Source organism: Mycolicibacterium tokaiense (assembly GCF_010725885.1).
GTDB classification, from domain to species: domain Bacteria; phylum Actinomycetota; class Actinomycetes; order Mycobacteriales; family Mycobacteriaceae; genus Mycobacterium; species Mycobacterium tokaiense.
Genome location: NZ_AP022600.1, coordinates 4531219 through 4552375 on the forward strand (window position 1 = coordinate 4531219; position 21157 = coordinate 4552375).

General features: G+C 68.1%; 21 protein-coding genes. 15 read left to right on the forward strand and 6 right to left on the reverse strand.

Going from position 1 to position 21157, the window contains the following annotated elements:
* The first annotated feature begins 54 nt into the window (after positions 1 to 54).
* A complete protein-coding gene (locus G6N58_RS22140) occupies positions 55 to 999 on the forward strand; it encodes a heme o synthase (RefSeq protein ID WP_115277266.1) in 945 nt (314 codons plus the stop codon).
* A 57-nt stretch (positions 1000 to 1056) separates the two neighbouring features.
* Here the strand turns inward: G6N58_RS22140 and G6N58_RS22145 are convergent, their stop codons facing one another.
* Positions 1057 to 2031 carry a quinone oxidoreductase family protein gene (locus tag G6N58_RS22145; protein WP_068916704.1) on the reverse strand — a complete coding sequence of 325 codons (975 nt, stop codon included), beginning with the start codon at positions 2029 to 2031 and terminating at the stop codon, positions 1057 to 1059.
* A gap of 31 nt (positions 2032 to 2062) precedes the next feature.
* On the opposite strand from G6N58_RS22145, the gene G6N58_RS22150 reads away from it, so the two are divergent.
* Positions 2063 to 3004, forward strand: coding sequence for an ATP-grasp domain-containing protein (locus G6N58_RS22150; protein ID WP_115277265.1), 942 nt, complete (start codon positions 2063 to 2065; stop codon positions 3002 to 3004).
* Here G6N58_RS22150 and G6N58_RS22155 read toward each other — a convergent pair.
* Entirely contained in the window at positions 2951 to 3910 is a 960-nt protein-coding gene (locus G6N58_RS22155; RefSeq protein WP_232067953.1) for a COX15/CtaA family protein, read from the reverse strand. The two genes, G6N58_RS22150 and G6N58_RS22155, sit on opposite strands and share 54 nt — an antisense overlap.
* Before the next feature lie 21 nt (positions 3911 to 3931).
* On the reverse strand, positions 3932 to 4513 hold the full coding sequence (locus G6N58_RS22160) for a TetR/AcrR family transcriptional regulator (protein WP_115281350.1): 582 nt from the start codon (positions 4511 to 4513) through the stop codon (positions 3932 to 3934).
* Positions 4514 to 4672: 159 nt separating this feature from the next.
* Between G6N58_RS22160 and G6N58_RS22165 the strand changes: the two genes are divergently transcribed.
* Positions 4673 to 5269, forward strand: a complete 597-nt coding sequence (locus G6N58_RS22165) for a hypothetical protein (RefSeq protein WP_232067954.1) — start codon at positions 4673 to 4675, stop codon at positions 5267 to 5269.
* Positions 5270 to 5363: 94 nt separating this feature from the next.
* Here G6N58_RS22165 and G6N58_RS22170 read toward each other — a convergent pair whose 3' ends face one another.
* Genes G6N58_RS22170 through mptB form a run of 3 tightly spaced genes read right to left on the reverse strand, consistent with a single transcriptional unit; the run spans position 5364 to position 8775 of the window.
* Positions 5364 to 6140: an ABC transporter permease gene (locus G6N58_RS22170; protein ID WP_172544952.1), complete on the reverse strand. Its 777-nt coding sequence runs from the start codon at positions 6138 to 6140 to the stop codon at positions 5364 to 5366.
* Complete coding sequence (locus G6N58_RS22175; protein WP_115277263.1) at positions 6137 to 7066, reverse strand: ABC transporter ATP-binding protein; 930 nt, start codon at positions 7064 to 7066, stop codon at positions 6137 to 6139. The genes G6N58_RS22170 and G6N58_RS22175 overlap by 4 nt, the downstream gene beginning before the upstream one ends.
* Positions 7063 to 8775, reverse strand: coding sequence for a polyprenol phosphomannose-dependent alpha 1,6 mannosyltransferase MptB (gene mptB / locus G6N58_RS22180; protein WP_115277262.1), 1713 nt, complete (start codon positions 8773 to 8775; stop codon positions 7063 to 7065). Before mptB ends, G6N58_RS22175 begins: the two co-directional genes overlap by 4 nt.
* Before the next feature lie 123 nt (positions 8776 to 8898).
* Between mptB and G6N58_RS22185 the strand changes: the two genes are divergently transcribed.
* The 12 genes from G6N58_RS22185 to G6N58_RS22240 all read left to right on the forward strand — a co-directional run bounded on the left by G6N58_RS22185 (position 8899) and on the right by G6N58_RS22240 (position 21155).
* Positions 8899 to 9642 (forward strand): helix-turn-helix transcriptional regulator, encoded by a 744-nt coding sequence (locus tag G6N58_RS22185; RefSeq protein ID WP_115277261.1) that lies wholly within the window; start codon positions 8899 to 8901, stop codon positions 9640 to 9642.
* Positions 9643 to 9715: 73 nt separating this feature from the next.
* Complete coding sequence (gene sufB / locus G6N58_RS22190; protein ID WP_115277260.1) at positions 9716 to 11146, forward strand: Fe-S cluster assembly protein SufB; 1431 nt, start codon at positions 9716 to 9718, stop codon at positions 11144 to 11146.
* Positions 11147 to 12325: a Fe-S cluster assembly protein SufD gene (sufD, locus tag G6N58_RS22195; RefSeq protein WP_115277259.1), complete on the forward strand. Its 1179-nt coding sequence runs from the start codon at positions 11147 to 11149 to the stop codon at positions 12323 to 12325.
* Complete coding sequence (sufC, locus tag G6N58_RS22200) at positions 12325 to 13092, forward strand: Fe-S cluster assembly ATPase SufC (RefSeq protein ID WP_068916713.1); 768 nt, start codon at positions 12325 to 12327, stop codon at positions 13090 to 13092. Before sufD ends, sufC begins: the two co-directional genes overlap by 1 nt.
* A 9-nt stretch (positions 13093 to 13101) precedes the next feature.
* Positions 13102 to 14361: a cysteine desulfurase gene (locus G6N58_RS22205; RefSeq protein WP_068916714.1), complete on the forward strand. Its 1260-nt coding sequence runs from the start codon at positions 13102 to 13104 to the stop codon at positions 14359 to 14361.
* Positions 14358 to 14807 carry a Fe-S cluster assembly sulfur transfer protein SufU gene (gene sufU, locus G6N58_RS22210; RefSeq protein ID WP_068916715.1) on the forward strand — a complete coding sequence of 150 codons (450 nt, stop codon included), beginning with the start codon at positions 14358 to 14360 and terminating at the stop codon, positions 14805 to 14807. The genes G6N58_RS22205 and sufU overlap by 4 nt, the downstream gene beginning before the upstream one ends.
* 41 nt (positions 14808 to 14848) lie before the next feature.
* Positions 14849 to 15166 carry a metal-sulfur cluster assembly factor gene (locus tag G6N58_RS22215; RefSeq protein ID WP_068919814.1) on the forward strand — a complete coding sequence of 106 codons (318 nt, stop codon included), beginning with the start codon at positions 14849 to 14851 and terminating at the stop codon, positions 15164 to 15166.
* Between the two features lie 974 nt (positions 15167 to 16140).
* Positions 16141 to 17895: a glycoside hydrolase family 16 protein gene (locus G6N58_RS30870; RefSeq protein ID WP_232067955.1), complete on the forward strand. Its 1755-nt coding sequence runs from the start codon at positions 16141 to 16143 to the stop codon at positions 17893 to 17895.
* Between the two features lie 54 nt (positions 17896 to 17949).
* Complete coding sequence (trxA, locus tag G6N58_RS22225) at positions 17950 to 18324, forward strand: thioredoxin (RefSeq protein WP_068916716.1); 375 nt, start codon at positions 17950 to 17952, stop codon at positions 18322 to 18324.
* 35 nt (positions 18325 to 18359) lie between these two features.
* On the forward strand, positions 18360 to 19181 hold the full coding sequence (locus G6N58_RS22230) for an enoyl-CoA hydratase (RefSeq protein ID WP_115277256.1): 822 nt from the start codon (positions 18360 to 18362) through the stop codon (positions 19179 to 19181).
* Positions 19182 to 19225: 44 nt separating this feature from the next.
* Positions 19226 to 20854 (forward strand): ABC-F family ATP-binding cassette domain-containing protein, encoded by a 1629-nt coding sequence (locus G6N58_RS22235; protein WP_115281346.1) that lies wholly within the window; start codon positions 19226 to 19228, stop codon positions 20852 to 20854.
* A gap of 109 nt (positions 20855 to 20963) precedes the next feature.
* Positions 20964 to 21155 carry a helix-turn-helix domain-containing protein gene (locus G6N58_RS22240; RefSeq protein ID WP_068916718.1) on the forward strand — a complete coding sequence of 64 codons (192 nt, stop codon included), beginning with the start codon at positions 20964 to 20966 and terminating at the stop codon, positions 21153 to 21155.
* Positions 21156 to 21157: the final 2 nt, after the last annotated feature.

A 21157-nucleotide genomic window follows, 5' to 3' on the forward strand; every position in this document is an offset into this window, starting at 1 on the left:
GTCAGAACACTTCCGCGTGCGCGCCACCGGCCGAGGAGATGAGGAGTTGACTGCGTGAGCATTCGCGAGCGCCACCTCAGCTCCGGCTCCTCTTCCCGCGACGGCGCCCCGAAGCGGATTCGCAATACTTTGCTGGCGTACATCGCGCTGACGAAGCCGCGCGTTATCGAGCTGCTGCTGGTCACCGCGATCCCGGCGATGCTGCTGGCCAACCGCGGGGTCGTGGACCCGTTGCTGATCCTGAACACCCTGGTCGGCGGCATGCTGGCCGCCGCTGGGGCCAACACGCTGAACTGCGTGGCCGACGCCGACATCGACAAGGTCATGAAACGCACCGCGCGGCGCCCCCTGGCCCGCGCGACGGTGCCCACGCGGCACGCGCTGGTGTTCGGGCTGGTGCTCTCGGTCGGCTCGTTCTTCTGGCTGTGGTGGACCTCCAACCTGCTCTCCGGCGTGCTCGCGGTGGTCACCATCGCGTTCTACGTCTTCGTCTACACCCTGCTGCTCAAGCGGCGTACCTCGCAGAACGTGGTGTGGGGCGGCGCGGCCGGCTGCATGCCGGTGATGATCGGCTGGTCGGCGGTCACCGGGACCATCCAGTGGCCCGCGCTGGTGATGTTCGCCATCATCTTCTTCTGGACGCCGCCGCACACCTGGGCGCTGGCCATGCGCTACAAGGACGACTACGCCGCGGCCGGGGTGCCGATGTTGCCGTCGGTGGCCACCGAGAAGCACGTCACGCTGCAGATCCTGATCTACACCTGGCTCACTGTGCTGGCCACGCTGGCGCTGGTCCCGGCGACGGGCTGGTTGTACACCGGCGTGGCGCTGCTGGCCGGGGCCTGGTTCCTGGTGATGGCCCATCAGCTGTATGCCGGGGTGCGCCGCGGTGAGCCCGTGAAGCCCCTGCGGTTGTTCCTGCAGTCGAACAACTACCTGGCCGTGGTCTTCTGTGCGCTGGCCGTCGACTCGGCCATCGCGTTACCCACCGTTTTCTAGCGATTTGGGCGCGCTCGCAACCGCTCAGCGGTTACGAGCGCGCCAGAATCACTCAGCTCAGGGGATCAGGACGATGGAGCCGACGGTCTTGCGGCCCTCCAGATCGCGGTGCGCCTGCTCGGCATTCTCCAGCGGGTAGTGGGCGCTGACGTTGATGGTGATGGCGCCCGAGGAGATGGCGTCGAGCAACTCGCCGGCGCGCCAGGAGAACTCGTCGGGCGTGCGGGTGTGGTCGTTGAGCTTGGGCCGGGTCAGGAACACCGAGCCCGCGGCGTTGAGGCGCTGCGGATCCACCGGGGGCACCGGGCCGCTGGCCGCACCGAACAGCGCCAGCACTCCGCGCACCGCCAGGCTGGCCAGGCTGGCGTCGAACGTGGTCTTGCCCACCCCGTCGTAGACCGCGGCCACGCCGTCGCCGTCGGTCAGCTCACGCACCCGCGCCCCGAACGCGGCCGGATCGTCCGGGTAGTCCAGCACCTCGACCGCCCCGGCCTGGCGGGACAGCTCGGCCTTCTCCGGCGTCGACGCGGTGGTGATCACGCGGGTGCCGATGCTGGTGGCCCACTGTGTCAGGATCAGCCCCATGCCACCGGCGCCGGCGTGCACCAGGATGGTGTCCTGCGGCTGTACGGCATACGTGGACTTGAGCAGGTAGTGCGCGGTCATGCCCTTCAGCAGCGCCGAGGCCACCTGGTCGGGCGCGACCCCCTCGGGCACGTAGGCCACGAAGTCGGCCGGGGCCACGGTGTACTCGGCATAGGCGCCGTCGGCGGCGTTGGTGACCACCCGGTCGCCGACCTTGAGCGCGGCCACGTCGTCGCCGACGGCCTCGACGACGCCGCACACCTCACTGCCGGACACGAACGGCGTTTCCCGCGGGTAGCTGCCGGAGCGGAAGTAGGTGTCGATGAAGTTGACGCCGATGGCTTCGGCCTTGATGAGCACCTGCCCGGGGCCCGGCTCAGGCGTGGGACGCTCGACGTAGCTCAGGACTTCGGGACCGCCGGTTCGGGAGACTTCAATCGCATGCATGGTGACTATCATCCTTGAGCGTGAAGACCGGATGAAGCTGGCACGCCCTGATCTGTTCCATCCGAAGATCGTGTTGGCCGGATGCCCGAAGCTGGTGACCGGTGACGGCGACGACGACGGCCTGGTGGATGCGCTGCGTACCCGCGGCCTGAACGCGCGTTGGTTGTCGTGGGACGACCCCGCAACGCTGGACAGCGATCTGGTGATCATGCGCGCCACCTGGGACTACATCGAGCGGCTCGACGAGTTCCTGTCCTGGACCACCCGGGTGCCGCACCTGCTCAACGCGCCGGCGGTGGTGCGCTGGAACACCGAGAAGACCTACCTGGAGGACCTGGCCGTGGCCGGGGTGCCGGTGGTCGAGAGCGAGTTCTTCGCACCGGGCCAGATGGTGCACCTGCCCGCCGGGGAAGTGGTGGTCAAACCCGCGGTGGGCGCCGGGTCGGTGGGGGCGCAGCGGTTCACCGATCACTGCGCCGCCCGCGACCACGCCGCCACCCTGCAGGAGGGCGGTGTGACGGCGATGGTGCAGCCCTACGACCCGCGGGTCGAGGACGGGGAGATGGCGCTCGTGTTCCTGGCCGGGCAGCCGTCGCATGCCTTCACCAAGGGGCCGATGCTGCCGCCGCCGGGCAACACCCCGGTGTTCGACGCCTCCGGGACCTACGCCGAGGAGTCGCTGTCCTCAGCGGATCCGGACATGGCGCTGTGGGATGTCGGGCATGCGGCGCTGGCCGCTGCCGCCGCGCAGCTGGACTGCGCGCCGGCCGACTTCCTCTACGCGCGGGTGGACCTGCTGGGCGGGCACCGGGATCCGCTCTTGCTGGAGTTGGAGCTGGTGGAGCCGTCGCTGGGCTGGCGTCAGCTGGGCGCCGCCGAGCGCGACACCGCGCAGCGCCGGTTCGCGCTGGCCGTGGAGTCAGCTCTGGACAAGCTCGGGCTCGGACCGCTCTCGCACCGTCCGCGCCCGTAGTGCCGCATAGAGCGCCGCGGTGGCCGCGGTGCAGGCGCCCGCGCCGGCCACATGCAGCGCCACCAGGGCCTCCGGGACACCGGTGAAGAACTGGATGGCACCCAGCAGGCCCTGGGCGACCACGAGCCCGATCAGCACGTACAGCCGCAGCATCACGGGCCGGGGGGCGTGCACCGCCCACAGCCCGAAGCCCAGGCCGACGACCAGCGCCAGGTAACCGATCAGCAGCGACGAGTGCGCATGCACCAGGGTGACGATCTCCACCTGGAGTCGCGCGACGGGACGTTCGATGCTCTTGTCGCCGGCATGCGGACCGGCGCCGGTGACCAGGGTGCCGCTGACCAGCACTGCGGCCAGCGCCACGCCGGTCAGCGCGGACAGCAGGCGCAGTTGGCGGGGGGCAGTGCGGGTCGGCACGCCGTCGTCGGGTTCGCCGATCTTGACGAACAGCAGGGTGGCCACCCACACCATGGCCATTGAGGCCAGCAGGTGAATCGCCACGGTCCACCACAGCAGCCCGGTCAGCACGGTGATGCCGCCGATGATGGCCTGCACCACCGTGGACAGCGGCATCAGCCAGGCGTAGATCTTGACCTCGCGGCGCCGGTGGGCGCGGGTCACGGCGATCACCGCGGCGGCGGCGGTGGCCACCACCGCGAAGGTCAGCAGCCGGTTGCCGAACTCGACGGCCTGGTGGATGCCGGGCACCTCGGGGTGTGGGGTGGGGGTGAAGCTGCCGGGGAAGCACTGCGGCCAGGTGGGGCAGCCGAGGCCGGATGCGGTGACACGAACGATGGCGCCGGTGACGGCGATGCCGCCCTGGGTCAGGATGACCAGCGCGCCGATGATCCGCTGGGTACGCAGACTCGCTGCGGGAAGCCGGTCGACCAGCCGCTGAAACCACACGCTGAACAGAGTAGGCGTACGTTAACTACCGGCTGTAGTAGGGGTTACCAGGGGTAGCAGGATGTCGTCGACCAACCGCACCGCGAGCGCGTCGTCGATGGGGTCGCCGGTGATCAGGAGGCGGTGCCAGAGCACACTCTGCGCCAGCTCGCGCAGCAGGTCCACGGGCACGTCGGCGCGTACCTCACCGCGGGCCACGCCGCGAGCCAACAGCTCGGCCATCTGCTCCTTGCGCCAGCCGATGACATCTGAGCGGAACGCCTCGGCGAGTTCGTCGTCGTGGTCCATCGCGGCGATCACCGCACGCAGCGCCGGGGCCGTCGGTCCGGTGAACAGCGCCACCCAGCCGCGCAGGGTCGCCAGCATGTCGGTGCGGTAGCTACCGGTGTCGGCTGCGGGGATGGCCGTGGTGGCCAGGCGCAGCAGGGTGTCGCGCACCAGCGCGGGGCCGTCGGGCCACCGGCGGTACAGGACCGGCTTGCTGGTTCCCGCCACGGCGGCCACCGCTTCCATGGTGACCCCGGCGGCGCCGCGCTCGGTGATCAACTGCAGGACGGCGGCGCGGATCGCGTCCTCCAATTCGGCTCCCCGGCGGCGCTGCATGAACACTCCTCAAGACACGCTTGCGTTTCTTATGGCTCGACCTTACATTAGACACGCAACCGTATCTAATTGGCCTTGCCGAGCAGACGCGAATGCGGGCTCTTCCACGCCTCTGAGGCCGAGCTCGCGTCTGCTCGCGAAATCTAGGGAGCCCCGGCCGTGACCTGTCCTGTGCTGTATCCGATGCGGACCGTCGACTCCGCGGTGGTCCGCCACACCCACGCCCCGCACCTGCGCAGGCGCATCACCATCGACCACCGGCCGCTGCCCGGCATCACCCCGGCGATGCTGCTGGACTGGTTCACCCACCTCGGCGAGACGATGACCTACAACGGCGTGACGACGGCGCGCTACCTGGCCTGGCATCCCGTCGACCACATCGCCTGGGAGCTGGCCCGGGCGGCTCGCGGCGGGGGAGCCGCAGAAGGTGCGCGGTTCCGGATCGTCGAACAGTTCGGCAGTGACCGCTACGCCGTCGACGTCACCGACCGGGTCGAGAAGCTCGACGAGACCGGGATCCGCCTGGTGCAGCGCGTCGCCGGAGTGCCGATCCTGCAGCTCGAGCACACCTGGTCGGCGGGCACCGAGGGCACCCACTATGTCTCGGTGCTCGACATCGGCGCCCGCGCCGCGCTGCTGACGCCGCTGAACTACCTGCTGACGCGCCGCTTTCCCGACGCCATGACCCGGGCCTGGGTGAAGCACAACATCGAAGAGGTGGGCCGGCTGGAGTTCTTGCTGCCCGGGCTCGAGTGAAAGCCGGGGGTCCGCCGAGCAGACGCGAACTCGGACGGCGCCGCGCCTCTGAGGCCGAGTTCGCGTCTGCTCGCCAAACTGGGAACCGGGAAAATCAGGTGAAGCGGAACCACCGCAGCGCACACACCGCGGCCACCGCGCCCCACGCCGCCAGCACCGCCAGGCCGAACCAGTCCACCGACATGGCCATCGCCTGGGTCAACGACTCGGTGAGCGCGCCCGAGGGCGTCAACCGGGCCACCCAGCGCACCGCCGATGGCACCGCCTGGGCCTCCAGCGTCAGCGCGCCGAGGCCGGCGAACACGAACCACAGCAGGTTGGCCAGCGCCAGCACGATCTCGGCCTTGAGGGTGCCACCGAGCAGCAGCCCCAGCGCGGCGAAGCCCGCGGTGCCCAGCGCGATGATCACCGCGCCCAGCAGCAGACCGAGCGGGCTCGGCCGCCACCCCAGTGCCAGCCCCATGGCCCCCAGGATGAGGGCCTGCAGGAATACCACCGTCACCACTGCCAGCGACTTGCCGGCGATGATGCCCCACACCGGCAGCGCCGTGGCGCCCAGACGTTTGAGCGCACCGTAGCGCCGGTCGAAGGCCACGGCGATGGCCTGACCGGTGAAGGCGGTGGAGATGACGGCCAGCGCCATGATGGCCGGGACGAACGTCGCCGCCCGGTTCTCCCCGAACGAACCCAGCGGCAGCAGTGTCAGGCCCACCAGCAAGGTGATGGGGATGAACATCGTCAACAGCAGCTGTTCGCCGTTGCGCAGCAGCAGCTTCAGTTCGAGGCCGAACTGCGCCTTGAGCATCTGGGCCACGGTGTTGGGCCGCGGATCCGGGGTGAAGGTGCCGTCCGGGAACAAGATCCTGCTCACCGCAACTCCCGTCCGGTCAGATCGAGGAATACGTCTTCGAGGCTGCGCTGTTCCACCCGCATGTCGGTGGCCAGCACGTTCAGCCGGGCACACCACGCCGTCACGGTGGCCAGCACCTGCGGATCGATGTGGCCTTCGACCAGGTACTCGCCCGGGGCGATCTCGACGGCACGGTAGTTCTCCGGCAACGCGCTGACCAGCAGGGCGAGGTCCAGCTTCCGGGGCGCGGTGAAACGCAGCTGATCTTCGGCGCCGCTGCGCATCAGCTCCGCGGGAGTGCCCTCGGCCACGGCCTTGCCGCGGTCGATGATGATCAGCCGGTCGGCCAGCTCCTCGGCCTCCTTGAGCTGATGAGTGGTCAGAACGACGGTGACCCCGTCGCGGCGCAGACCGTCGATCAGCTCCCACACCACCAGGCGGGCGTGGGCGTCCATGCCGGCGGTGGGCTCGTCGAGGAACACCAGCTCCGGCCGGCCCACCAGGGCGCAGGCCAGCGCCAGGCGCTGCTGCTGCCCCCCGGACAGCCGCCGGTAGGTGGTGCGGGCAGCGTCGGTGAGGCCCAGGGTGTCCAGCAGCCACTTCGGGTCCAGCGGGTTGGCGGCGTAGGCGGCCACCAGGTTCAGCATCTCGCCGGCCCGTGCGGCCGGATAACCGCCCCCACCCTGCAGCATCACCCCGATGCGAGCCCGCAGCCGCGCATTGTCGGCGAACGGATCCAGGCCCAGGACCTCGATGGTGCCGCCGTCAGGGCGCAGGAAGCCTTCGCACATCTCCACGGTGGTGGTCTTGCCCGCGCCGTTGGGGCCCAGCAGGGCCAGCACTTCGGCGCGCTGCACCTCGAGGTCCAGACCGTTGACGGCGATGACCGCGCCATAGCGCTTGGTGACCCCGCGCAGTCGCAGGGGCACGGGTGCAGTCGAGCTCACGGGGACTCAGCGTAGGCGTCGGGGGCGACGCGGGTTGCTGCTGGTGCTCCGGCAGAGCTGGGGGCGGGTTCGGGCGGGTCGGTCTCGGTGACCGGCGGCGCCACCGCACGCCAGGGCAGCCTGCGGAAGGTGAGGGCGATGAGGATGAGGATGATGACGGTGCTGGCGACTGTCGCGTCGACGATCTGGAACAACGCGAACCGGTCCCCGTTGGCGGTGGGGCCGAAGATGCCGACCACCAGGGTGCCGACGATCGCCGCCGTCCGGAAGCCGGGTTTGGTGGCCCAGCACGCCAGCGGGATGATCGCCCAGAGCAGGTACCAGGGCTGTACGACGGGCGACAGCAGCAGCGTCGCGCCGAGGGCGACACCGAGCCCGCCCACCGGGTGTAGCCGACCCCGCAGCACCGAGAGCAGCAGCCAACTCACCACCACGGTGATGATGAGCACCCCGATGGCGCGGGTGAGGCCCAGCACCGCGGTGGTGTGATCGCCGAGGCCCAACAGGATGCCGACCTGTCCGGTGCCCAGCGCGATCAGGGTGGGCGGGGACATCCAGCTGCGCACCACATTGGCGGTGCCCAGGGTGAACAGCCAGCCGAAGCCCAGGCCGCTGGCCCATCCGATGAGCGTCATGACGGCCAGTGACACCGCGCCCAAACTGCAGCTGGCCAGGAGGAACGCCTTCACGGTGCCGCCCCAACGACAGGCCAGCGCCATCGCGACGAACCCCAACGCCAGCAGCGACGGGAGTTTGACCTGCGACGACATCGTGATCAGCACGGTGCCGGCGACCAGCATCCCCAGAGGCGCCCAGGCGGCCCACTGCGCCCGGGCGCGCGGCAGTTGCAGCGGCCGGGGGATCAGTCGGCGAGTGCCCTCGATGCCGCGCAGGGCGAACTCGGTGCCGGCCAGCATCAGGCCCAGCATCAGCGCCTCGTTGTGGATGCCGGCCACCAGGTGCATGAACAGCAGGGGATTGGTGGGCCCGAGCCACAGGGCGGACACCTCGGCCACCCCGCAGCGCCGCGCCAGGCGGGGAGTGGCCCAGACGATGAGCCCGACGCCCAGCAGTACCACCAGCCGGTGGAACAGCACCGCCCAGACGATGTTCTCCCCGGTCAGCGCCGAGATGCCTTCACCCAGCCACAGGAACAGCGGACCGTAGGGGGCCGGAGTCTCGCGCCACAGGCTGGGCACCGAGAGCGTGAACACGTGGTCGAGACCCAGGCCAGGCGCCGGGCCCACGCTGTAGGGGTCCTGACCGTTGCGGGCGATCTGGCTCTGCGCCAGATACGAGTAGACGTCCTTGCTGTACATCGGGGGCGCCATCAGCAGGGGCAGCGTCCACAGCACCAGCGTGCGGTCCAGCTGGCCGCGCGACATCTTGCGCTTGCCGAGCGCGAAGCGGCCCAGCATCAGCCAGGCCAGCGCCATCATCACCGCACCGGTGGTGGTCATGGTCAGCGAGACGGTCTGGATTCGCGACGGCAAATTGAGGAGCCTGACCCCGAAGGTGGGGTCCTGCACCACCGGCCGCGCGCCCGCACCGAGGGCGCCGATGGCCATCAGTACCGTGCCGGTGGCGCCGAACCACCGGGTGCGCCGCATGGCGACGGTCTCGTCCTCGTTCAGAGGCGAGCCGACGGGACGTTCGTCGCCGTGCCAGCCCGCGATCGACGAACTCCACGAACGTCGACGGCCGGCCATCAGAGCAGACTAACGGCCGGGGTCGAAGGTTCCGTGAGGGTTCCCCAGCGGATCGACAGGGCGGACGGGGACGTGGAGGAGCTCTGCCCGACGACCCGGCCGGGGGTATTCCCGAATTCACGTGTGACAATTCAGACGCACCCGGTAAGGGTGACCTTGCTAGACCGCCTCCGGCAATTGCGTCACACTGGTGTTGTGAAATTCCACCCTGAGGTTCCGCGTGCGCATGACGCCATGCCGGCCACCCAGGACGGACACACCCGCAAGGCCGTCATCCGCCTGCTGGTCGAGTCGGGTTCGATCACCGCCAGCGCGATCGGCGACCGGCTCGGACTGTCCGCGGCGGGGGTGCGACGCCATCTCGACGCGTTGATCGAGGCCGGCGATGCCGAAGCCAATGCGGCCGCTGCCTGGCAGCAGGAGGGCCGCGGCCGGCCCGCCAAGCGCTACCGGCTGACCCCGGCGGGTCGGGCCAAGTTGGAGCACGCCTACGACGACCTGGCCTCGGCGGCCATGCGCCAGCTTCGCGAGATCGGCGGCGACGAGGCCATCCAGACCTTCGCGCGTCGGCGGATCGACTCGATCCTGGCCGAGGTGCCGCCCAGTGCCGACGTCGAGGACGGCGCCGACCGGGTGGCCGACGCGTTCACCAAGGCCGGCTACGTCACCACCACCGCGAAGGTGGGCGGCGGCGTCCAGATCTGCCAGCACCACTGCCCGGTGTCGCACGTCGCCGAGGAGTTCCCGGAGCTGTGCGACGCCGAGGCCAAGGCCATGGCCGAGGTGCTGGGCACCCACGTCCAGCGTTTGGCCACGATCGTCAACGGCGACTGCGCCTGTACCACCCACGTGCCGCTCACCAGCTGAGCCCCGAACACCAGATCGACCTTCGGCACACAGCCCGCGCCGAAGCCAACCAGAGAGCAAGGAGTGTGTCGTCATGACACTCACACCGGAGACGCCGTTGACTCAAGAGGAGACCATCGCCTCCCTGGGTAACTACGGCTACGGCTGGTCCGACTCCGATGTCGCAGGCGCCAGCGCCCAGCGCGGGCTGTCCGAGGCCGTGGTCCGCGACATCTCGGCCAAGAAGAGCGAGCCCGAGTGGATGCTCGACGTGCGCCTCAAGGCGCTGCGCACCTTCGACAAGAAGCCGATGCCGAACTGGGGTTCGGAGCTCGACGGCATCGACTTCGACAACATCAAGTACTTCGTGCGCTCGAGCGAGAAGCAGGCGGCCACCTGGGACGACCTGCCCGCCGACATCAAGAACACCTACGACAAGCTGGGTATCCCGGAAGCGGAGAAGCAGCGGCTGGTCTCCGGTGTGGCCGCCCAGTACGAGTCCGAGGTGGTCTACCACTCGATTCGCGAGGACCTCGAGGCCCAGGGCGTGATCTTCCTGGACACCGATTCCGGGCTGCGGGAGCATCCCGAGTTGTTCCGGCAGTACTTCGGCACGGTGATCCCGGCCGGAGACAACAAGTTCTCCGCGCTGAACACCGCCGTGTGGTCGGGTGGCTCTTTCATCTACGTGCCCAAGGGTGTCCACGTCGATATCCCGCTGCAGGCCTACTTCCGGATCAACACCGAGAACATGGGCCAGTTCGAGCGCACCCTGATCATCGCCGACGAGGGCTCCTACGTGCACTACGTCGAGGGCTGCACCGCGCCGATCTACAAGTCGGACTCGCTGCACTCGGCCGTGGTGGAGATCGTGGTGAAACCCGGTGCGCGCGTGCGGTACACCACCATCCAGAACTGGTCGAACAACGTCTACAACCTGGTGACCAAGCGGGCCCGCGCCGAGGCCGGCGCCACCATGGAGTGGATCGACGGCAACATCGGCTCCAAGGTCACCATGAAATACCCGGCCGTGTGGATGACCGGTGAGCACGCCAAGGGTGAGGTGCTCTCGGTGGCGTTCGCCGGCGAAGGCCAGCACCAGGACACCGGTGCCAAGATGCTGCACCTGGCGCCGAACACGTCGAGCAACATCGTCTCCAAGTCGGTGGCCCGCGGCGGCGGCCGGGCGTCCTACCGCGGCCTGGTGCAGGTCAACAAGGGCGCACACGGCTCCAAGTCCAGCGTGAAATGTGATGCGCTGCTGGTGGATACCGTCAGCCGTTCCGACACCTACCCGTACGTCGACATCCGCGAGGACGACGTGACGATGGGGCACGAGGCCACCGTCTCCAAGGTCAGCGAGGATCAGATGTTCTATCTGATGAGCCGCGGCCTCACCGAGGACGAGGCCATGGCGATGGTGGTGCGCGGCTTCGTCGAGCCCATCGCCAAGGAGCTGCCGATGGAGTACGCGCTGGAGCTCAACCGCCTGATCGAACTGCAGATGGAAGGCGCTGTCGGCTAAATGACCCAGAATCTGACCGATGCCGTCGAAGGCATCGTCAAGAACAAGGGCGAGCTGTTCGCCTCGTTCGACGTCAACGCATTCGAGGTGCCCGGCGGGCGCGACGAGCTGTGGCGTTTCACCCCGCTCAAGCGGCTGCGCGGCCTGCACGACGGCTCCGCTACCGCGTCGGGGTCCCTCACGGTCGCCGTGTCGGAGAACCCCGGTGTCACCGTGGAGACCGTGGGCCGCGACGACGTCCGCCTGGGACAGGGTGGTACCCCCACCGATCGTGTTGCAGCGCAGGCGTATTCGTCCTTCGAGTCCGCCACCGTGATCACCGTCGGCCGCGATACCGAGGTGGCCGACCCCATCGTGATCACCGTCGACGGTCCCGGCGCGGACGCGGTGGCCTACGGCCACCTGCAGATCCGGGTCGAGGAGCTGTCCCGCGCCACCGCGGTGGTGGATCTGCGCGGCAGCGGCGTGGTGGCCGACAACGTCGAGATCATCGTCGGTGACGCCGCGACGCTGGGGGTCATCTGGATCGCCGACTGGGCCGACGACACCGTGCACGTCAGCTCGCACCACGCCACTCTCGGCAAGGACGCCCGGCTCAGCCACGTCAACGTGACCCTGGGCGGCGACGTGGTGCGGACCGCGGCCGCCGTCCGCTTCACCGCCCAAGGCGGCGACGCCCAGCTGCTGGGCACCTACTTCGCCGACGACGGCCAGTTCTTCGAGTCCCGGCTGCTGGTGGACCACGCTGTCCCGAACTGCAAGTCCGACGTGCTGTACAAGGGTGCGCTGCAGGGTGATCCGGACTCGAAGAAGCCCGACGCCCACACCGTGTGGATCGGCGACGTCCTGATCCGCGCCGAGGCCACCGGCACGGACACCTTCGAGGTCAATCGCAACCTGGTGCTCACCGACGGTGCCCGTGCGGACTCGGTGCCCAACCTGGAGATCGAGACCGGCGAGATCGTCGGCGCCGGACACGCCAGTGCCACCGGACGTTTCGACGACGAGCAGCTGTTCTACCTGCGCGCCCGCGGCATCCCCGAAGCGCAGGCCCGCCGACTGGTGGTGCGCGGCTTCTTCAACGAGATCATCGCGAAGATCGCCGTGCCCGCCGTGCGCGAGCGCCTCACCGAAGCCATCGAACGAGAACTGGCCATCACCGAATCGAGAAGCAGTTAATGACCACTCTGGAAATCAAGGACCTGCACGCCTCCGTCTTCACCGCCGAAGGTGACGAGGTGCCCATCCTCAAGGGCGTCGACCTGACCGTGAAATCCGGCGAGACCCATGCGGTCATGGGCCCCAACGGCTCCGGCAAGTCCACCCTGTCCTATGCCATTGCCGGCCACCCCAAGTACACCGTGACCTCGGGGTCGATCACCCTGGACGGGCAGGACGTCCTGGAGATGAGCGTCGACGAGCGGGCTCGCGCCGGACTTTTCCTCGCGATGCAGTACCCGGTTGAGGTGCCCGGGGTGTCGATGTCGAACTTCCTGCGCACCGCGGCCACCGCCGTGCGGGGCGAGGCGCCGAAGCTGCGGCACTGGGTCAAAGAGGTCAAATCCGCCATGAGCGACCTCGACATCGACGCCGCCTTCGGCGAACGCAGTGTCAACGAGGGCTTTTCCGGCGGCGAGAAGAAGCGCCACGAGATCCTGCAGCTGGGGCTGCTGAAGCCGAAGATCGCCATCCTGGACGAAACCGATTCCGGCCTGGATGTCGATGCCCTGCGCGTGGTCAGCGAAGGGGTGAACCGCTACAAGGAGACCGAGGATGGCGGCGTCCTGCTGATCACCCATTACACCCGCATCCTGCGCTACATCCAGCCGCAGTTCGTGCACGTGTTCGTGGCCGGACGCATCGTCGAGTCCGGCGGCCCCGAATTGGCCGACGAGCTGGAGGCCAACGGTTACGAGCGCTTCGCCCAGGCAGCCGCTGGGGCCTAGGAGGCAGCCATGACCACATCCGTCGGTATGCCGCTGGATGCCGCGGAGCTCAGCCGGATCAGGGCCGACTTCCCGATCCTGTCCCGGGTGATGCGGGGCGGAAACCAGTTGGCCTATCTGGATTCCGGTGCCACCTCACAACGTCCGCTGCTGGTCCTCGACGCCGAGCGGGAGTTCCTGCTGAACTCCAACGGCGCCGTGCACCGGGGCGCTCACCAGTTGATGGAAGAGGCCACCGACGCCTACGAGCAGGGTCGCGCCGACATCGCGGCCTTCGTCGGCGCCGACGACGACGAGCTGGTGTTCACCAAGAACGCCACCGAGTCCATCAACCTGGTGTCGTATGCGGTGGGGGACACTCGGTTCGAGGGTGCCATCGGCCCGGGTGATGTCATCGTCACCACCGAGTTGGAACATCACGCCAACCTGATCCCGTGGCAGGAACTGGCCCGGCGTACCGGCGCCACCCTGAAGTGGTATTCGGTGACCGATGACGGGCGCATCGACCTGGACTCGCTGCAACTCGACGAGCGGGTCAAACTCGTCGCTTTCACCCACCATTCCAACGTCACCGGTGCCGTGGCGCCGGTGGCCGAACTCGTCCAACGCGCGCACGCCGTCGGTGCCCTGACGCTGCTCGATGCATGCCAGTCGGTGCCGCACCAGCCGGTGGACTTCCACGCACTCGGGGTGGACTTCGCCGCGTTCTCCGGGCACAAGATGCTGGGGCCCAACGGGATCGGCGTGCTCTACGGCCGCCGTGAGCTGCTGAACGCATTGCCGCCGTTCATCACCGGCGGTTCGATGATCGAGACCGTCACCATGGAGGCCACCACCTACGCGCCGGCACCGCAGCGCTTCGAAGCGGGCACCCCGATGACCTCTCAGGTGGTCGGACTGGCCGCGGCCGCCCGGTATCTCGGCGCCATCGGCATGCCCGCGGTGGAAGCGCACGAGGCTGCGCTGGTGTCTGCCGCGCTGGACGGTCTGTCAGCCGTGCCCGGGGTCCGGATCATCGGGCCGGCGGCGGCGGAGTTGCGCGGGTCGCCGGTCTCGTTTGTGGTGGACGGTATCCACGCCCACGACGTCGGGCAGGTGCTCGACGACGACGGAGTGGCCGTGCGGGTGGGGCATCACTGCGCGTGGCCGCTGCACCGCCGATTCGGTGTGGCTGCGACGGCCAGGGCGTCGTTTGCGGTGTACAACACCCTCGACGAGGTGGACCGCTTGGTGGCCGGGGTGAAGCGGGCGGTCGATTTCTTCGCATGAGACTGGAACAGATGTACCAGGAAGTGATCCTGGATCATTACAAACACCCGCACCACCGCGGCCTGCGCGAGCCGTTCGGCGCCGAGGTGCACCATGTCAACCCGACCTGCGGCGACGAGGTGACACTGCGGGTGGCGCTGTCCGCCGACGGGGAGCAGGTGACCGACATCTCCTACGACGGGCAGGGCTGTTCCATCAGCCAGGCCGCGACATCGGTGCTCACCGACCAGGTGATCGGGCAGACGGTGGGCGACGCCCTCAAGACCGTGGCTGCCTTCTCCGAGATGGTGTCGTCCCGCGGCACCATCGAGGGTGACGAGGATGTACTGGGTGACGGCATTGCCTTCGCGGGGGTGGCGAAGTACCCGGCGCGCGTGAAGTGTGCGCTGCTGGGATGGATGGCATTCAAGGACGCGTTGGTGCAGGCGAAGGAGAAGGTGCAGTGAGTGAGACCCCGTTCAACGAAAAGACGGCGATCAACGAAGAGATGCTGGCCGATCTCGAAGAGGCCATGCGCGACGTGGTGGATCCCGAGCTCGGTATCAACGTGGTGGACCTCGGCCTGGTGTACGGGCTTGACGTCGAAGAGGCCGACGCCGGCAAGGTGGCGCTGATCGACATGACGCTCACGTCGGCTGCCTGCCCGCTGACCGACGTCATCGAGGATCAGTCCCGCACCGCCTTGGTGGGCGCCGGACTGGTCAAGGACATCAAGATCAACTGGGTGTGGAACCCGCCTTGGGGGCCGGACAAGATCACCGAGGACGGCCGCGAGCAGTTGCGGGCGCTCGGCTTCACGGTCTGAGTCGCCGGACCCGAGCGGGGTCTGACGTCCGCCGAAATGCGCCTGACCGCGGTCAGGCTCACCTGAGGTCTGCCGGGCGCGCGCGGCGCCGCAGCCGGTCGCGTGGTTGCTGAATCAGCGCGACACGAACCACCATTGTGCGCGACACGCCGATGAATTCTTTTCGCGGGCCGATGGGGTATCTGGCCGTCAGTGGCGCTGATCGGGAGTTAGCTGCGAATCCCTGTTTCACTTGCTGGGGTGGGTGTAGGCAAGGAAACCGCTGCTCAGCATGCTGTTCGCGTCAGCCCCCACGGCAGTAACGGTCATGTTATGTCATGCCCAAAATATTTTCTGTGGCGAATTGTCGTCGTCAGCACCGGGCTCGTGCGATTCACGGGTGATCGCGGTAAAACGGCACGTGAAAGCAGATGCACCCCAATCCTCTGACTGATGTGGCTCCTGCGACACAACGGTGTCAGCTATCTATTTCCGTCCATTACTCGGCCGTGGCGATGCTCGGCAAACTTCTCGGCAACTGCGACGCGGCTGGCGAATGGCCACACTCTCAGCAAATATCAAGTCCGCTTGCTCAAGCTTCCTGCCGGTAATCGGTCACCCGGCCTCTCCGTGGGTCTGCACACTGTTTTCCGCTCTGCCCTGGCGCCGGTAAGCAAACAAAGTTGCGGCTTTAACTAACGGTCCTGCAAAAACTCCGCTACATTTCTGCCTGCGCAGTTCTCGTGGGAAACCACGAGGTCTTGTACTCGGGAACCGCTGGCCAGTCGGCCCCGAGAGCAGCGGAAACGAACCAACGACGAACATCGTGTCCGCTGCACATCACGTGAACCCACCTGTGAAACCACCGCGGTCGTCTGCGATCCGCCGACGTGCTCGGATAGCTGTCCAGCGAACTCCTTTGGGGTGACCGGACGCTGTCCGAACGCTATCGGCGAATCAGCCGACCCCGATTCACCTGAACCGAGGTACCCGCAATGGCTGCTCGCTCTCGCACGAATGCGCAAGCATCGGCGCGCACCAAGAAACGCAAGAAGGCTGCTCGCAGGCAGCCGTTGCCCTGCACCTACTGGCTGGGTGTCGGGGTCGTCGCTGCCGGTCTCGGCGTGGCGATGGGCACCGCCGGGATGGCGGCGGCGACCGACGGCTCTTCCGGGGGCACGACATCCAGCAGTGCGGCGTCGAGCAGTGCATCCGATTCGGGCAGTGAGTCCTCCGGCAGTGACTCGACCAGCAGTGACTCCACGGGCACCGACTCCACGGATGCTGATTCCACGGACTCCGATTCCGAGGACGCTGATTCCACGGACTCCGATTCGGAGGACACTGATGCGGGGGACGCCGACGCCGACGCCGACGACGCTGATGACGACGTGGACGAGGCCGATGACGAGACGGACGGCGACGACGAGACGGCCACCGACGACGACACGACCACCGACGACGACACGAACGCCGGGACGTCGGTTGAGCCGGTCGCCGCGACCACGCCGAGTCGCGACCATCAGTCCATTCCCGCGGAGGAGTCCGAGGACGCCCCGGCTCCTGCGGTCGACACGCAGGCGCCCGCCGAGGTGGAGCCCGCCGAGGCCGCGCCGGCCCCCGAGAGTGTGCAGACGCCCGAGGCCGTCACCACACCCACCACGGCGGTGACCACCAGGGCCACTGCCGTGAGCACGGCCAAGATCAGCAATGCCGACGCCGCGCTGGTTGCCGGCCATGTGACGCTGGGAACCATGATCGTCGACGTCATGACGTGGATCGGTCTGGGTCCGTCGCCGTCGGCGGCCACCCTGTTGCCGATCAGGATGCCGGGATTCGTGGAGTCCTTCTGGGTGTCGCTGCGCACGCAGATGTACGGCAGCAACCCGGGGCCCAACCCCGGCAACCCGGGGCCGAACCCCGGTGATCCGGGAAACCCAGGCAATCCCGGAACCCCAGGAACAGGATTGCCCGACACCGAGGACCTGCCGCTGGTGTGGGAGACCAACTTCACCAGCATCGAGGAGGCGCTGAAGTACTGGGGCGTGCAGACCGGCCGCTGGGGCCAGTCGGCGGGGGAGAACCAGTACTACACCGACTTCGAGAACGTCTACCTCAACGACGAGGGCCACGTCGTCATCGTCACCCGGCAGGAGACCGCGCCCGACGGCCTCGGCGCACCCAACAACTACACCTCCACCCGTCTGGTCACCTACGGCAAGGCGTCGGTGACGGTGGGCCAGCGCATCGTGGCCCGGATCCAGATGCCCTACACCCAGGGCAGCCTGCCGGCGTTCTGGACGGTCGGCCTCGAGCCCGGGCACGAGTTCGACTGGCCGCGGCAGGGCGAGATCGACATCGTGGAACTGCCGGGCTTCGGCAACGTCGACGGCAGCAAGCACTGGACCGGCAACATCCACGGCCCGGCCCAGGGCAACAACACCGTCGACGTCAAGCTGCACGGCAACGGCGCCGACATGGGTGTCGACCTGTCCCAGGGCTTCCACGACTACGGCATCGACTGGCACGCCGACCGGATCGTCTGGCACGTCGACGGCAAGCAGGTCGGCGAGATCACCAAGCAGCAGTACGAGGCGCTCGGCGGCGACTGGACCCCGTTCTCCGGCAAGTGGCCGCACTACCTGATCCTCAACAACGCGGTGGGCAACCCCTGGACCGGCGATCCCGACAAGACCTCGGTGTTCCCGATGGAGATGAAGATCGACTGGGTCAAGGTCTACGAGCTCTGACCGGGGCTGATCCCATCCGGGAACATGCCCGGGGAGGGTCGCGTTGAACACCACGTGGCAACTCGAGATATCACAGCCGAACAGTTCAACGACACCATCAACGACAACGACATCGTGCTGGTGGACTTCTGGGCGTCCTGGTGCGGTCCGTGCCGCTCCTTCGCCCCGACCTTCGCCAAGTCCTCCGAGGAGCACACCGATGTGGTGTTCGCCAAGGTGGACACCGAGGCCGAGCAGCAGCTCGCCGCCGCGGCGCAGATCCGGTCCATCCCCACGCTGATGGCGTTCAAGAAGGGCAAGCTGGTGTTCAACCAGGCCGGGGCGTTGCCGCCGGCAGCCCTGGAGGACCTCATCAAGCAGGTGAAGGACTTCGACGTAGAAGCAGCGGAAGCCGCCGCCTCCGCAGAGGGCAACACCGAGGAAGCCTGACCCCCCCGGGAGGTCACGCGCTAACGTGCCTTCCCGTGAGCAGCGACACCTTCGTCCTCGTCGACCGGCCCCGCCCACACGTGGCGGTGGTGACGTTGAACCGCCCGGAGCGGATGAACTCCATGGCCTTCGACGTGATGGTGCCGCTCAAAGAGGTGCTCGAAGAGCTCACCCACGACAACAGCGTGCGTGCGGTGGTGCTGACCGGAGCTGGACGCGGCTTCTCCTCGGGTGCCGACCACAAGTCGGCGGGCAGTGTGCCGCACGTCGACGGCCTCACCCGCCCCAGCTTCGCGCTGCGGTCCATGCAGGTCCTCGATGACGTGATCCTGGGCCTGCGACGCCTGCACCAGCCCGTGATCGCCGCGGTCAACGGAGCCGCGATCGGTGGCGGGCTGTGTCTGGCGCTGGCGTGCGACATCCGGATCGCCGGTGCGGCTGCGTACTTCCGTGCCGCCGGCATCAACAACGGGCTGACCGCCAGCGAACTGGGACTGTCCTACCTGTTGCCCAGGGCGATCGGGACCTCGCGGGCGTTCGAGCTGATGCTGACCGGCCGCGACGTCGACGCCGCCGAGGCCGAGCGGATCGGTCTGGTGTCGCGCCAGGTTCCCGACGAGGACCTGCTGGAGACCTGTCTGGACATGGGGGAACGCATCGCCTCCTTCTCCCGTCCGGGAATTGAGTTGACCAAGCGGACTCTGTGGAGTGGGCTGGACGCCGGTACCCTGGAGGGGCACATGCAGGCAGAAGGCCTGGGCCAACTCTACGTACGCCTGCTCACCTCGAACTTCGAAGAGGCGGTGGCGGCGCGCGCGCAGAGCCGGCCCCCGGTTTTCACTGACGATCGAACCTGACACCGCACCAGCGGTGTCTCTCTTTGCGCGAGGAGCTGTACCCGGTGATCACCGCAACGGACCTGGAGGTTCGTGCCGGCGCACGTACGTTGTTGGCCGCCGAGGGACCCGCGCTGCGCGTGCAGCCCGGCGACCGGATCGGGCTGGTGGGGCGCAACGGCGCCGGCAAGACCACCACGCTGCGGATCCTGGCCGGTGAGGGTGAGCCCTACGCGGGTGCGGTCACCCGCGCCGGTGAGGTCGGGTATCTGCCGCAGGATCCCAAAGAAGGCGACCTGGATGTGCTGGCCCGCGACCGGGTGCTCTCCGCGCGCGGTCTGGACGTGCTGATGACGGACCTGGAGAAACAGCAGGTGCTGATGGCCGAGGTGGCCGACGACGCCGCCCGCGACAAGGCGGTGCGCCGCTACGGTCAGCTGGAGGAACGTTTCGCCGCGCTCGGCGGGTACGCCGCCGAGAGCGAGGCAGGCCGGATCTGCGCCAGCCTCGGTCTGCCCGACCGGGTACTCACCCAGCCGCTGCGCACGCTCTCGGGCGGGCAGCGCCGCCGGGTCGAGCTGGCCCGCATCCTCTTCGCAGCCTCGGACTCCGGGTCCGGGTCGGCCACCACGCTCTTACTCGACGAGCCCACCAACCACCTCGACGCCGACTCCATCGTGTGGCTGCGCGACTTCCTCAAGAGCCACTCCGGCGGGTTGATCGTGATCAGCCACGACGTCGAACTGCTGGCGGCGGTGGTGAACCGGGTGTGGTTCCTCGACGCCGTGCGCGGTGAGGCCGACGTCTACAACATGGGCTGGCAGAAGTACCTCGACGCCCGCGCCACCGATGAGCAGCGTCGCCGCCGCGAACGGGCCAACGCCGAGAAGAAGGCCTCGGCGTTGCGCACCCAGGCGGCGAAGATGGGCGCCAAAGCCACCAAAGCCGTTGCGGCACAGAATATGCTCCGTCGCGCCGAGCGCATGATGGCCGAGCTGGACGACGAGCGGGTGGCCGACAAGGTGGCCAAGATCAAGTTCCCCACCCCGTCGCCGTGCGGCCGTACGCCGTTGGTGGTCAAGGGGTTGAGCAAGAACTACGGGTCGCTGGAGATCTTCACCGGACTCGACCTGTCCATCGACCGCGGCTCGCGGGTGGTGGTGCTGGGTCTCAACGGTGCGGGCAAGACGACGCTGCTGCGGCTGCTGGCGGGGGTGGAAACCCCGGACTCCGGCGGCCTGGAACCCGGGCACGGCCTCAAGATCGGCTACTTCGCCCAGGAACACGACACCCTCGACGACCACGCTTCGGTGTGGGACAACATCCGCCACGCCGCCCCCGATACCGGCGAGCAGGATCTGCGTGGCCTCCTGGGGGCGTTCATGTTCACCGGTGCGCAGCTGGACCAGCCGGCCGGGACGCTCTCCGGCGGTGAGAAGACGCGGTTGGCGCTGGCCGGTCTGGTGGCCTCGTCGGCGAACGTCCTGCTGCTCGACGAGCCCACCAACAACCTGGACCCGGCCTCGCGCGAGCAGGTGCTGGATGCGTTGCGCAGTTATCTGGGGGCGGTGGTGCTGGTGACCCACGATCCGGGGGCGGCCGAAGCGCTGAACCCGCAGCGGGTGGTGTTGCTGCCGGACGGTACCGAGGATTTCTGGTCCGACGAGTACCGGGAACTCATCGAACTCGCTTGATGCGACTGGCCTTTCCGGCTGCTCGATTTGGGTGATTCACGTCACAGCGGGGCGTACTGTTCCTAGTCTGAGGAGCGGTCGGGGTCCTGGTCCACAGCTGGAGGCGTCGGTGAGGAAAACGGACGAGGCGCGCGCGCAACTGCTCGGCGAGCTGCGCGACGCGTACGAGAACGGAGCGAGTATCCGTACCCTGGCTGCCACCACCGGGCGGTCCTACGGATCGGTGCACAGCATGCTGGTGGAGTCGGGAACAACGCTGCGCAGCAGGGGAGGGCCCAACCACCGCACCCGCCACCGGTAGCG